The 12,719-nt window shown below is 58.4% G+C and carries 13 protein-coding genes; 5 read left to right on the forward strand and 8 right to left on the reverse strand.

The window, feature by feature from the left end:
* Window positions 1–776 precede the first annotated feature (776 nt).
* From VGL70_03640 to VGL70_03675, 8 genes are all read right to left on the reverse strand, one after another.
* Window positions 777–1,178, reverse strand: a complete 402-nt coding sequence (locus tag VGL70_03640) for a DoxX family protein (GenBank protein HEY3302611.1) — start codon at window positions 1,176–1,178, stop codon at window positions 777–779.
* A gap of 215 nt (window positions 1,179–1,393) precedes the next feature.
* Complete coding sequence (locus VGL70_03645; GenBank protein HEY3302612.1) at window positions 1,394–1,723, reverse strand: hypothetical protein; 330 nt, start codon at window positions 1,721–1,723, stop codon at window positions 1,394–1,396.
* Between the two features lie 191 nt (window positions 1,724–1,914).
* Entirely contained in the window at window positions 1,915–2,553 is a 639-nt protein-coding gene (locus tag VGL70_03650) for a hypothetical protein (GenBank protein HEY3302613.1), read from the reverse strand.
* A gap of 611 nt (window positions 2,554–3,164) precedes the next feature.
* A complete protein-coding gene (locus VGL70_03655) occupies window positions 3,165–3,698 on the reverse strand; it encodes a thiamine phosphate synthase (protein ID HEY3302614.1) in 534 nt (177 codons plus the stop codon).
* A gap of 3 nt (window positions 3,699–3,701) precedes the next feature.
* A complete protein-coding gene (locus tag VGL70_03660; GenBank protein ID HEY3302615.1) occupies window positions 3,702–3,989 on the reverse strand; it encodes a BrnT family toxin in 288 nt (95 codons plus the stop codon).
* Between the two features lie 66 nt (window positions 3,990–4,055).
* Window positions 4,056–4,682 (reverse strand): thiamine phosphate synthase, encoded by a 627-nt coding sequence (gene thiE / locus VGL70_03665; GenBank protein ID HEY3302616.1) that lies wholly within the window; start codon window positions 4,680–4,682, stop codon window positions 4,056–4,058.
* Window positions 4,675–6,117, reverse strand: coding sequence for a sigma-54 dependent transcriptional regulator (locus tag VGL70_03670; GenBank protein HEY3302617.1), 1,443 nt, complete (start codon window positions 6,115–6,117; stop codon window positions 4,675–4,677). Before VGL70_03670 ends, thiE begins: the two co-directional genes overlap by 8 nt.
* Window positions 6,114–7,223: an ATP-binding protein gene (locus VGL70_03675; GenBank protein ID HEY3302618.1), complete on the reverse strand. Its 1,110-nt coding sequence runs from the start codon at window positions 7,221–7,223 to the stop codon at window positions 6,114–6,116. The genes VGL70_03670 and VGL70_03675 overlap by 4 nt, the downstream gene beginning before the upstream one ends.
* A 250-nt stretch (window positions 7,224–7,473) precedes the next feature.
* On the opposite strand from VGL70_03675, the gene rimP reads away from it, so the two are divergent.
* From rimP to VGL70_03700, 5 genes are read left to right on the forward strand one after another with little or no spacing between them, the layout of a single operon-like run.
* Window positions 7,474–7,947: a ribosome maturation factor RimP gene (rimP, locus tag VGL70_03680; GenBank protein HEY3302619.1), complete on the forward strand. Its 474-nt coding sequence runs from the start codon at window positions 7,474–7,476 to the stop codon at window positions 7,945–7,947.
* A gap of 1 nt (window position 7,948) precedes the next feature.
* Window positions 7,949–9,346, forward strand: a complete 1,398-nt coding sequence (nusA, locus tag VGL70_03685; GenBank protein HEY3302620.1) for a transcription termination factor NusA — start codon at window positions 7,949–7,951, stop codon at window positions 9,344–9,346.
* Window positions 9,336–9,599: a YlxR family protein gene (locus VGL70_03690; GenBank protein HEY3302621.1), complete on the forward strand. Its 264-nt coding sequence runs from the start codon at window positions 9,336–9,338 to the stop codon at window positions 9,597–9,599. Before nusA ends, VGL70_03690 begins: the two co-directional genes overlap by 11 nt.
* 2 nt (window positions 9,600–9,601) lie before the next feature.
* Entirely contained in the window at window positions 9,602–12,325 is a 2,724-nt protein-coding gene (gene infB / locus VGL70_03695; GenBank protein HEY3302622.1) for a translation initiation factor IF-2, read from the forward strand.
* The gene (locus tag VGL70_03700) at window positions 12,322–12,645 is read left to right on the forward strand and encodes a DUF503 domain-containing protein (protein ID HEY3302623.1); all 324 of its coding nucleotides are present in this window, start codon (window positions 12,322–12,324) and stop codon (window positions 12,643–12,645) included. Before infB ends, VGL70_03700 begins: the two co-directional genes overlap by 4 nt.
* The last annotated feature ends 74 nt before the right edge of the window (window positions 12,646–12,719 follow it).

The following is a 12,719-nucleotide window of genomic DNA, read 5'->3' on the forward strand; positions in this document are numbered from 1 at the left end:
GTACTCCGGGAGGGCGCTGCGGGAGTTGAGGGGCGCGCACGGGACGCCAGTGGTTTCTTCGCCGCGCTCCCTCCTGCCTTCGACTTGGGAGCTTCCTCTGCGGGAGACGGTAGGGGCTCAGGAGAACGGGCCGTCTCCGCGGAACTCGCCGGAGGCTCGTCCGTGCGGGCGAACTCCTCTTTTCCCGATGGCCTCATCAGTGCGAGGTACGCGCCGGCGCCGGCGAGTATAACGATGAGCGCTACGACGGCGGCGATGACAAGCGGCTTGTTGAGCTCGCGTTGTCCTTTTGCCGGTGTCGGGCTCGGCCATGCCGGTCGATCCGGAGAGCTGGGGTCGGAATCGGCCGTCGGATCGGGCCGAGCTTCGGTCTCGGTAACCCTGGCTCCGCAATTACCGCAGAATCTTTGTCCTTCGTTAAGTTGAGCGCCGCATTGAGTGCATGACATAAAAGTTACCTCCAGTAAGGAACTAGCACCTGGATGATTCGGCGGCAAGGTATCTAAGCAAGGCCGCTGGTGTCGCTATAGAAAGAAAGTAGTATCGAGTTCCCGTATAGTTCTTTTTCTCTCGCCTAGTGGACTGTATCACTTAATTTGGCAACGCCGTTCTGGTTCGACAAGCTCACCACGAACGGCGTTTTCCTAGTCCGTTCGCACTGAGCTCGTCGAAGTGCGAGGAAGCCATCTGTTGCCGAATCGTCTGTTACAGTGCACTAGACATGGATATGCATCGTTAATATCCTCCTCGAAGCGCTTGGACGGATGTCAGTACTCCTATGTTGAGTCATTTTTATTGCCACGCGCCAACGCCGACCGCCACACGAGCGCGATAAAAAGCAATTGGAGAAGGATTCTAGGCACGAGCGGTGTCGGAGACTGCCCGCCAAACGGCACGCCGGCCATGGCGGCATGCATGTTGGCCGGCAACACTGCGAGCAATAGCAGGATCAGGCCAATCGCCGCCGGGACTCTCGTCGCCGGGTTCAAGAGCCCGATACCGCCGGCGATCTCTGCCACTCCTGTAAACGTGACCATAAATTCAGGGTAGGGCACCCAGGGTGGAACCATCCGGATTAGGTCTTCGCGCATGCAATTGAAATGCGCCGCTGCCGTGAACCAGAACATGACCGCTAAGCCTACCCGAGTCGCCGCCGCCCAGGAGTCGAGAGCGTGCACCCCGAAACGTCCAATGGCTCTGGCAAGAAGTATGGCGCCCAATAGTACGATCAGGGGAATCAAAGTGAGTTCCCTTTATGTATTAGGTTCCGCCGCCACTTCTTCACTAAATGTTGTAGCATTAGGCAGAAAGCTCCCAGGCCTGAGCCATCGAAAGAGCACCCGTGGTAAGAGCAGGCCTGTTGCGAAGGTGAACCAGACCCACGCGCTATTGATCAGGAGTTCTCGCCACGGAAGTGCCACTGTAATGGGAAATCGCTGACAAAAGCACCTGCCGCAACAGATGAGAGTACGATTACGGTGACGAGTACGCCTCGCCATGTCCGATCCATCGAGGGAAAGCAAGGTGCAAACATGGCAAAAATTAACAGTACGGGAACAAGGACTGGAATCACAACGAGAATGGCAAGCGGTATGTACCACATAAGTGCGCCGATCGGCTGCATCGTGGCCAGAATGAGCCAATCGCGTTCCGGGTAATCATCGAGGAGCACCGCAACGGAGTTTGCAATCCCAAGACACAATGGACCGATAACGACAGCCATACCGGCCCACACAAGGGCTCCAATCCACCAGCCGCTTGGATGTGAACCCATCCTTTTCAGAAGGAGTGATTGAATTTGCAATGATTCTTTCCGAGAAAAATAACCTGTCCCTTTTATTTTCCCGACTGAAAAGCGGGCTTTGCCTATTATTGTCCTAGCAGTAAATTCAACGGCTTCTGTCGCGAGTTGCCTTAATTTTCTGGGTGTTCGTTAACAGAAAACGATACTTGGTCCTCCGGCATGTCCGGATATCTTTGCGCCCGGACCTGTGGGCTCATTTTTAGTGTTTCTAGACTTTCGGCTAATACTTCCGCAGGACTGTCTTTGGCGATCTCGAACTGTCCTGCTGCAGGAACGGTCTCACCAGGAAGCCGTAAGAGGATACCACGCTGAGGTCTTCCAAAAGTAGTGAACACACGTACAGTGTTGTCCGTCATCGTCCAACCTGCGGCCTTGAATACATCGTACCAGTCTTGCGCAAACTGATATGCTTCCGCATTATTTTGGGTTGCCGATACACTGACCTTTGCAGGTTTGCGTTTCAAGAGCGCGACGATTTCAGCTCGTTTATCGGGAGGGATTCTGCGGGGTGGGGGTCGTTGGTTTATATTTACCGTGTTAGGACTATTTGGCCCTTCACTCCGTTGCTCGATGTGGATACTTTTCTTATTAATCTCCTTCAGGATCATATCTAATTTCTGAGAGATGTCTTTGGTGGTTTTCTCATTTCGCTGTGTGCCACTTAAAATCGCTCGTACTTGTTCGGCTATTTTAGGATCCACGTCTCTACACACGAGCGATGCGCTATTGCCAGTCCCGGTAATATTCACAGAGCAGTCGCCAGCCTCCTGGGTTATTGGGGCTTTTGCCTGACCATACGCACGGGATATAGCAAAGCAAAGGATTACGGTGACTATTGCTACGATCCTCATTTTATTACCACGCAGTCGCTAGTGACCTTATTGTTATCGCCGACTACATTTGATCCGCAAGTATCGGCCTGCTGCGTGATCGGACCCTGCAGGCGATGCGCCCGCCCAACATCATGGTAGGCTTGCCAGCCCGCGTAGGCGCAGCCGAGAACAACGAGACTAATTGCTACCGAAAACCCATAGTTGAGAATCAGGCGAAGGACGGCTGAAGACTGTCGTTGCGAAAGTGGGGTGAGAAGTCCACCTTTTAAAAGCATCCGATGTATTCCGAAGAATAGGATCAGACCGAAACCAATCAACACTAGGGGATTGGCCAGATGTTGTGCAATCTTCGAAAATTGTACGAATCCCGTATGTCACCTCGGAAGGAAATTATCGATACACCTCAGCTCAGTCCAAGCGCACACCACAATTACGGGTCGGAAATTGGTTCGGTTCTTTGCGTTCAATGATCCCGCTACTCGTACTTTGCCTGCCAGCATTGATTTTCTTACCTTTAAAAAGCTTTGTCAAAGACTTTTTACTGCAAGCAAGTTAAAAATCCTTTTTATCTTGGCTACTACATCCTCCGCTCTCATCAGATCACTGATGATCGCTGCCGCATCCGCGCCCGCCTTCCAGACTTCGGCGACGTTTCCTTCGGTAATCCCACCGATGGCGACGATGGGGAGGTTCACGCTCCCACGGATTTCGCGGAGCATTTCCAATCCACGAGGCGAGTAGCCGGTATCTTTAGTCGTGCTGCCGAGGATGGGGCCGAAGCCGATGTAGTCGGCGTCGCCGGCAACGGCTTCACGCGCCCGTGCGAGATCGTGAGTGGTATGCAGAGCTAGCGAGACTTTGATTGTGTTCTCGTTTTTTTGGGAAGCGCGGTAAGAACAGACCGTAGCAAGGCATTGACCGATTTCGAAGATCGGAACACGGAGGCGATATCCGGGTCCAATACTATGGCAACTGTTCCCTTCATGAGAGGAGCAAAGCGGTTCGGGCGGGCATTGCGGTAGTCGAACCGGTACTCCCGTCGCATCCCGTTTCGTCTTGATGTCCTACGACTTGATGTTCTCTTCATAGTCTTTTCGCTCTTTCCTTGTCGCCCTTCGCGCACTGAAGATTCTAACCGATTCGCCTTTTGACGTAAAGCACACGACTAGCAAACGCTCCTTGGTCGAGCGCCCAATGATGATCTCGCGCTGCTCTTCGATTGAGTGGTCTTCATCGTCAAATATCCGGGCCAGGGAATCGCCAAACACGGTGAGCGCCTCCTGAAAAGATACCCCGTGCTGGGAAAGGTTCGCCGCAGCTTTCCGTCGATCCCATTCGAACTTTAGACTCATCGTGAGGAAAGCACCCTAACATGCTCAAAGTGTATCAGTCCATGCGAAAGCGTGGCTAGCAAGTAGCTACTCGATGGCTAGAATCCTCTTTACTTTTGTCGCCACGTCCTCCGCTCCCATAAGATCGCTGATAATCGCCGCCGCATCAGCACCAGCTTTCCAAACTTCAGCAACATTTCCTTCGTTAATTCCGCCGATCGCCACAACGGGAATTTTCACCGCCTGTTTAATATCTCGCAGCATTTCCAACCCGCGGGCGGCGTAGCCGGTGTCTTTGGTCGTGCTGCCGAAGATGGGGCCGAAGCCGATGTAGTCGGCGCCGCCGGCTTCGGCTTCGCGCACCTGCGCGAGATCGTGGGTGGAGATACCGATAATCTTTTCGCGGCCAAGAACCTTTCGCGCGGCGGCGAGCGGCAGGTCGTCTTGACCGAGGTGCGCGCCGTCGGCGTTGCAGGCTAGCGCGATGTCGGCGCGGTCGTTGACGATGAAGAGGGCGCCGGCTTCGCGCGTGAGTTGACGCGCTTCTTTTGCCAGATCGAAGAATTTGCCGGAAGGCAACTCTTTCGCGCGGAGCTGGACGAGCTTGACGCCGCCCCTGAGAAGCTGGCGGAGGATCGCGATTGGAGAACGGTCTTTACAGAAGCTTGTGTCGAGAATGGCGTAGAGAGGGTAGGGAAGTGGTCTGTCAGTCATTATCTTTTTTGACCGCGATCTTTAAGTCAGTGATCTTTTTGCGCAGCGTGTTGCGATTGATCCCCAGAATCTCCGCGGCCTTGATCTGGTTACCGCCGGTTTTTCTGAGCGTCAGCTCGATCAGCGGACGCTCGACTCTTTCGATCACGAGATTATAGAGGTTGTCCACGTCCACGCCCTTCATTCTTTGGAAATAGTCTTCCAGCTTATGATGGATCAGCTCTTCGAGCGAGAGCTGGTCCACGCCGGGCGGAGATTCGTCGCGCTGTTGCTGCAGCGAAAAATCTTTGGGGAAAAGAACCGAGCCCGGTGACAGCACCGAGGCGCGGATCAGCGTGTTCTCCAGCTCGCGCACGTTCCCCGGCCACGAGTGCTCCTCCAAGAGTTTCATCGCTTCGGGCGAGACGCCGGAGATGCGCGTTCCCATCTCGCGGTTGATCTTATCGACGAAGTAGCCGACAAGTTGCGGGATGTCGCCTTTGCGCTCGCGCAAGGGCGGCAGGTAAACCGGAATCACCTTCAGCCGGAAATAAAGATCCTCGCGAAAGCGTTTCTCGCGCACCGACTTTTCGAGATCCTGGTTCGTGGCAGCGAGGATGCGAACTTCGGCCTTTAGAACCTCTCTCCCGCCGACGCGGCTGTATTCGCGCTCCTGAAGCACGCGCAAGAGTTTGGTCTGCAGCTCCAGCGGAATATCGCCGACCTCGTCGAGAAAGAGAGTTCCGTCTTCCGCCAGCTCGAACTTGCCGATCCTGCGCTCCAAGGCGCCGGTAAACGATCCCTTCTCGTGGCCGAACAGCTCGCTCTCCAAAAGCTCTCTCGGTATGGCGGCACAGTTGACGGCCGTGAACGGTTTGTTCCAGCGTGGCGAGTTGTAATGGATCGTCTTTGCCACCAGCTCTTTTCCCGTTCCGCTCTCACCCTGGATTAAAATGCTCGCGTCCGTGTTGGCCACCTGGCCGATGATTTTATATACCTTCTGCATCACCGGGCTCGTGCCGACCATATTCCCCGGCTCGTAGCTTTTTTTGACCTCTTTCTTGAGGTCGTGGAAATCTTGCAGCAGCTTGCGGCTCTCCAGGGCGCGCTGGACCAGCAGCGAAATTTCCTCCAGGTCCCACGGCTTCGTCACGTAATCGAACGCGCCGTGCTTCATGGCTTCGATGGCGTTGTGCATCGTGTTGCGTCCGGTAACGATGATGATCGAAGCGGTCGAACCGTTTTCCTTCGCCTCTTTGAGCAACGTGAGACCATCCACGTCGGGAAGGTTGATGTCGATCAGGCAGACGTCGAAATCGTTTTCCTTGAAGGCCGCCTGCGCCAGGCGGCCGTTCTGGACCGTCTGCACCCAGTAGCCTTCGTCCTCGAGCGCTTTCTTCAGCACCGTGCGGTGCGACTCTTCGTCTTCCACCACTAATACTTTTCCGCGATTCATGTTTCCGCCACCAACAGCGACACTTTGAAGCTCGCTCCCTCTCTCTCGCGGCTGTCCACGCGGATCAAGCCGCCGTGTTCCTTGATGACGCGGTAGCAGATCGCCAGGCCGAGCCCGCTGCCGTTGCTTTTGGTCGAAAAAAAGGGCGAGAAAATATGCGGCAGGTCTGCTTCTTTGATCCCCGGACCGTCGTCCTCGATGTCCACCCAGATGAATTTTCCCCGCTCTCTTCCCTGTTCCCGGATGTGGAAGTCGGTTTCCATCCGCGTCGTCACCCTCAGAGTCCCGCGGCGCTGCATCGCCTGGAAGGCGTTTTTCACCAGGTTCAAAAAGACCTGCGTGAGCTGGGCGCGGTCGCCGCGAATAGGCGGGAGGCTGGGATCGAAATTTTTCTTCACGCTCACCCGGCTATCTCCCGCGGCTTCCATTTCCAACAGCAGCACCTGGTCGAGGATTTCATGAATGTTGACCGCCTCGAGCTTGAGCTCGGCCGGCCGCGAGAGGTCGAGGAGTTGCTCGATCAAGCGATTCACCCGATCGACTTCGCGCACGACGATGTCGGCGTATTGCATCAGAGAAGGGTTGCTGTTCACTTCGCGCTTTAGAAGCTGCGCGGCGCCCTTGATGCCTCCCAGCGGGTTTTTGATCTCGTGCGCGAGCCCGGCGGCCAAGGTGCCGAGGAGCGCGAGACGGTCGGCGCGCTTCAAATCCTCCTCCATTTCTTTTCGGTGCGTGAGGTCGCGCACGAGGAGAATGGTCCCGAGAAAACGGCCCGAGCGGTCCTCGAGCGGAGAGACGGTCAAATTCACCGGCGTCTGCCGTCCTCGCGGCCGGGCCAAATCGCCCTCGCCCCGGCTGCCGGTCTGCCGCGGCGGCTCGCACTTTTGCACCATCTCGACGAGCCACGGGGTTTTGCCGAGCACGGTGGTGTAATCTTGCTGCAGAACGTGCGACGCGGGCAGCTCCGTCAAGACCTCGGCGGCCTGATTGAAGAAGGAGATCTTGCCGTGACGATCGATTAGGATGACGCCGTCTTCGAGGCTCGTCAGGATATTTTCCCACGAGATCCGGGCGGCGGGCGCGGCTTTTTCTTCAGCGGGTCTCATCGGCGGCGGATCATTACGATAAAATTTATCTCATGCTTCGACAGGCTCAGCATGAACGGAAATTGCTCGCGTATCACCGGTTCACCCGGAGCTTGTCGAAGGGCGATCGGCAAAAAGCATATCAGAATCAGGCTCCGTTAGAAAACTTGCCACCCTTGCATTAGCGTCTCTCCGTATGCTAAAAATTTAATTACACTTAGGGTTAGCACTCAAAGTGGGCTCTTGCCCGCTTTTTTATTTTGGGGGTATGATGAGTGTCGATCCAGTCGTGGCGCGGGTGTGGGAGATGGCGTCCTCGGTGGCGGCGGGTGAGGGGATGGAGATCGTGGACATCGAGTTCCGGCCCGAGGGGAGCCGAGGGGGCAGGGTGCTGCGATTGTACCTGGACAAGGAGGGCGGGCCGAGCCTTGAGGATCTGACGCGCGTAAGCCGGCAGTTGAGCGAGCTGCTCGACGACAGCCCGGACGTGCCCGGTCCTTTTACCTTGGAAGTTTCCTCTCCGGGCATCAACCGTGCGCTCAAGAAGGTCGAACATTTTGTCCGGTTTGTGGGAAAGAAAGTTCGCGTCCGGACGCGGGATCCGATCGAAGGAAGAAGATCGTTTCTGGGCATGCTCAAGGAAGTCATGAAAGACGAAATCGTAGTCGCGCTCGAAGGCCGCGAATATCGCATCGCGCTTTCTCAAATCGAAAAGGCGAACTACGAGCACGAGTGGGGTGCTTAAAATGCAGCAGGATTTAAATCGAGTCATCGAGCAGGTCAGCAAAGAAAAAGGGATCGACAAGACGATTCTTATCAGCGCCCTGGAAAACGCCATGGTATCGGCGGCCAAGAAGACCTTCGGCCATCAGCGGAAGATCGAGGCCCAGTTCAATCCTGAGATCGGCGAGGTCGAGCTGTTCGAGGCCAAAACCGTAGTCGAAGCCGTGCAGGACGCGGCGACCGAGATCACGCTCGACGAAGCCCGGGAGTCGCTCGATCCCGAGGCGCAGGTCGGCGACGAGCTGCTCAGCAAGCTCGACACGACTTCGTTCGGCCGCATCGCCGCGCAGGCGGCCAAGCAGAACATCGTCCAGCGGGTCAGGGACGCCGAGCGCGAGATCATCTACAACGATTTCAAGGGGCGCGAGAACCAGCTCGTCAACGGCATCGTGCAGCGCTTCGAGAAGAAAAACATCATCGTCAACCTGGGCAAGACCGACGCGATCCTTCCGGAAAAGGAACAGGTGCCGCGCGAGCGCTATCGCCAGGGCGATCGCATCCGCGGCTACATCGTCAGCGTCGAGATGACCAGCCGCGGGCCGCAGATCGTTCTGTCGCGCACGCACCCCGGCATGCTGATCAAGCTCTTCGAGCAGGAAGTCCCGGAAATCTACGAGGGTATCGTCGAAGTGAAGGGCGCCGCGCGCGAGCCCGGAGGGCGGGCCAAGATCGCGGTCGTCTCCAACGATCCGGACGTCGATCCGGTCGGCGCCTGCGTCGGCATGAAAGGAACGCGGGTCCAGGCGGTGGTGCAGGAACTGCGCGGCGAGAAAGTCGACATCGTCCACTGGACGCCGGACCAGGCGGAGTACGTGTGCCGCGCGCTCGCGCCCGCGAAGGTGTCGAAGATCATCATCGACGACGACGAGCACGGCATGGAAGTCATCGTCCCCGACGATCAGCTATCGCTGGCGATCGGCAAGCGCGGACAGAACGTCCGCCTGGCCTCGCGCTTGAGCGGCTGGAAGCTCGACGTACGGAGCGAGTCCGAGATGGAAGACGAGACGCGCCGGGCGCGGGTCTCGCTCGGAGCGATTCCGGGCGTCAACGACATGGTGGCCGAGCTGCTCTACCAGGCCGGCTTCAAGTCCGCCGAAGAATTGGCCGAAGCGGACCTGGAAACGATTCTCGACGTCGACGGCATCGGCCAGGAAAAAGCCGAAGCCATCTACAAATCGAGCCGGGAATATGTAGCGGAAAAGCAGAAAAGAGAGGCGGAGGAAGCGGAAGCCAAGGCGAAGGCGGATGCCGAGGCCGCGGAGGCGCCTGCCGAACCGGGGGCGGAAAGCGGAGAGCAGGCGCCGTCAGCGGGTCAGACGCCGTCAGCAGGTCAGACGCCGTCAGCAGAGAATGACAAGTAAATGTCCGCAGCGGACTTGCCTCGGCTGCGGCAAAGCGGATGACCAAACGGCGCTGCTGCGCATTGTGATTCAGAACGGAGAGCTTGAAGTGAGCCGGCTGGCAAAGGGGAGAGGCGGCTACGTGCACAAAACGGAAACCTGTTGGGATTTATTTTTGCGCAGGAAGAGCGTGGTCCGAGCCTTTCGCGCGGAAGTCGGAAGACCGGTCAAAGAGCGGTTGATTTCTAGTCTGCGCGCGCGCCGCCGGGAATAAGAATGGCGAAAACAAGAGTTCATTTGCTGGCGAAAGAGTTGGGCCTCGAAGTCAAGGACTTCATCGCCCATCTGGAGAAGCTGGGGATAAAAGGAAAGAAGTCCCAGAACACTCTCGAAGACGAAGAGGTGACTCGAATCAAAGCCGCTCTGGCCGCGCCGGCAAAGCCGCAGGTCGTCGTCGGGGAAGAAAAGGTCGTCGCCGATCGAGTGGTGACGACCGCGGACGAGAGCGTCGGCGAGATCCAGGCGCACGAGAAAGTCGTCGAGCGCCGGGTGCGCACCAATGTGATTCGCCGGCGCACGAGCCGCACCGAAGTCGTCACTCCTGCCCCGCCTCCCAAATCAGAGGGCGCCGCCGAGCGTCCAGTCGAAGAAGCCGCTCCTCCCGCGCCGGCGGAGCCGGTAGCGTCTCCTCCGGACCTGGACTGGATTCCGGAACCCGAGGCGCCCGCGGAAGAGGCGGCGACGCTGGGTGCCAAAGCCGTCGAAGAAGCTCCCGGCGCCGCGCCAGGAGAGCCTGAAAAGACCGAGGTGACCGAAGAGAAGCTCGGGCCGGCGGTCGAGGAGCCGCAGCGCGGCGCGCGCGTGCTGGGCAAGATCGATTTAAAGCGCGTCGCCCGACCGGCGCCCGCGCCGACTTCGCCGCCGCGACGACCCCAGCCGGGTCAGGCTCCCGGCGCAACTCCGCCGGGCGCTCAAGTGTCGCGAGCGATTCCTCCCGCGGATGGGGACGGAGCGGCGGTAACGGAGGAAAAAGCCAAGCCCGGCAAGCACAAGAAACGCGTCGTCAAGAAACAAGATATTTTGGAACTGCGCGAGCGCGAGCTGCGCTCGGGCCGGTTTCCGAAAAAGAAACGGGCGCTGCCGGGAAAAGAGCAGAAGAAAACCGAGATTACCGTTCCCAAGGCGAGCAAGCGCGTGATCCGGATCTCCGAGGTTATCAGCGTTGCCGATCTCTCCCGGGAAATGGGCGTCAAGGCTGGCGAGGTGATCAAAAAGCTCATGCAGATGGGCATGATGACAACGATCAACCAGATGCTGGATGCCGACACCGCGGCCCTCATCGCCGGAGAGTTCGATCATCAGGTCGAGAACGTGGCGTTCAACGCCGAATCGGCGTTGGAAGTGGAGCATCAGATCGAAGAACCCGAAGGCGCGCTGCTGCCCAGGCCTCCGGTGGTGACGATCATGGGCCACGTCGATCACGGAAAGACTTCGCTGCTCGACGCGATCCGCAGCACCAACGTGACCGAGCGCGAGGCCGGCGGCATCACGCAGCACATCGGCGCCTACCACGTCCAGGTGGACGGCCGGGGCGTGACTTTCCTCGATACGCCGGGCCACGAAGCCTTCACCGCCATGCGCGCGCGCGGCGCGAAGGTGACCGACATCGTCATCCTGGTCGTCGCCGCCGACGACGGCGTCATGCCGCAAACCGTCGAAGCGATCAACCATGCCCGCGCGGCGCAGGTGCCGATCATCGTCGCGATCAACAAGGTGGACAAGCCGGACGCCAATCTCGAACGGGTGAAACGCGGGTTGATGGAGCACGGCCTGGTGGCGGAAGAGTGGGGCGGCGACGCGATCTTCGCGCCGGTTTCGGCCAAGACCAAGGAAGGCATTCCGCATCTTTTGGAGATGATTCTCTTGCAGGCGGACGTCCTCGAGCTGCGCGCCAATCCCAACAAGCTCGCGCGCGGCGCCATCGTCGAAGCCAAGCTCGACCGTGGCCGGGGACCGGTAGCCACCGTTCTGGTCCAGGAAGGAACGCTCCACGTCGGCGACGCTTTCGTCTGCGGCGTAACTCAAGGAAGAGTCCGGGCGATGATCGACGATCGCGGGCGCAAGATCGAAGAGGCGCCGCCGGCGGTGCCTGTGGAAATCCTGGGCCTCCAGGGCGTTCCGCAAGCCGGCGATTCTTTCGTGACGTTGACCGACGAAGCCAAGGCGCGACAGATCGCCGAGTACCGCCAGAGCAAGCAGAGAGAGTCCGATCTCGTCAAGACGAGCAAGGTCTCTCTTGAAGAGCTCTACGATCAGATCAAAACCGGAGACGTGAAAGAGCTGCGGGTCGTCCTTAAAGCCGACGTGCACGGCTCGGTGGAGGCTTTGACCGAAGCGCTGACCCGCATGTCGACCAGCGAGGTGAAGCTCAACGTCATCCACGGTTCGGTCGGCGGCATCACCGAGAGCGACGTGCTGCTGGCGTCCGCCTCGAACGCGATCGTCATCGGCTTCAACGTCCGGCCGGAGGTCAAGGCGGCGAACCTGGCGGCGCAGGACGGCGTCGACATCCGTCTCTACACGATCATCTATGAGGTCATCAACGACATCCGGGCGGCGATGGAAGGCCTGCTCGAGCCTACCTACAAAGAGCAGGTCCAAGGGCGCGTCGAGATCAGAGAGGTCTTCAACATCAGCGGCGTCGGCGCCGTCGCGGGCTGCTACGTGACCGACGGCAAGATCCAGCGCGGAAGCCTGGTGCGGCTGCTCCGCGATCAGCGGGTGGTGCACGACGGCAAGCTGGCGAGCTTGAAGCGCTTCAAGGACGACGTGCGCGAAGTGACAGCGGGTTACGAATGCGGTCTCGGACTCGAAGGCTATCAGGACATCAAGAAGGGCGATACGATCGAGGCTTACGAGCGGGTGGCCGTGATCCGCCGCATTACTCCGCCGCCCGGCGGGCGCGAAGCGTCGCGGGCCTCTGCGGGAGAGAGCCGATAGGAAGACAGCACACCTCCTCCGACGATTCTCCCGTCGTCGTCGGCGTTCTCAAACTCAGCCTGCTCCTCGCCGAGAACCACTCCCTCAAAGGAAAACGAGGCGTGCTGAAAAGCATTCAGGCGCGGGTCTCCAACCAGTTCAACGTCTCGGTCGCCGAGTGCGGAGATCAGGACCTGTGGCAAAGCGCGGTCTTAGGCTTCAGCGTCGTCGGCAGCAGCCGTCCCATCGTCGAAGCCACGCTGCAAAAAATCGTCGAATTCGTCGACGGTCTGGGGCTCGCTCAACTCGGGGAAGCCGAAACGGAGTTCTTCTACTTCTAAAACGCTTCAGCTGTCAGCAATCAGCTCTCAGCCGTCAGCTTTGGAGCTGAAAGCTGAACGCTGATAGTTTCTCA

The organism is Candidatus Binatia bacterium, from assembly GCA_036504975.1.
Taxonomy (GTDB): domain Bacteria; phylum Desulfobacterota; class Binatia; order UBA9968; family UBA9968; genus JAJPJQ01.

Excerpts from the sequence above, each read along its gene's own strand:
- VGL70_03660 (HEY3302615.1), bottom strand. The coding sequence starts at position 3,989 with ATGAGTCTAAAGTTCGAATGGGATCGACGGAAAGCTGCGGCGAACCTT.
- VGL70_03690 (HEY3302621.1), top strand. The coding sequence starts at position 9,336 with ATGACAAGTAAATGTCCGCAGCGGACTTGCCTCGGCTGCGGCAAAGCG.
- nusA (HEY3302620.1), top strand. The coding sequence starts at position 7,949 with ATGCAGCAGGATTTAAATCGAGTCATCGAGCAGGTCAGCAAAGAAAAA.
- VGL70_03675 (HEY3302618.1), bottom strand. The coding sequence starts at position 7,223 with ATGAGACCCGCTGAAGAAAAAGCCGCGCCCGCCGCCCGGATCTCGTGG.
- VGL70_03645 (HEY3302612.1), bottom strand. The coding sequence starts at position 1,723 with ATGGCTGTCGTTATCGGTCCATTGTGTCTTGGGATTGCAAACTCCGTT.
- thiE (HEY3302616.1), bottom strand. The coding sequence starts at position 4,682 with ATGACTGACAGACCACTTCCCTACCCTCTCTACGCCATTCTCGACACA.
- rimP (HEY3302619.1), top strand. The coding sequence starts at position 7,474 with ATGAGTGTCGATCCAGTCGTGGCGCGGGTGTGGGAGATGGCGTCCTCG.
- infB (HEY3302622.1), top strand. The coding sequence starts at position 9,602 with ATGGCGAAAACAAGAGTTCATTTGCTGGCGAAAGAGTTGGGCCTCGAA.
- VGL70_03670 (HEY3302617.1), bottom strand. The coding sequence starts at position 6,117 with ATGAATCGCGGAAAAGTATTAGTGGTGGAAGACGAAGAGTCGCACCGC.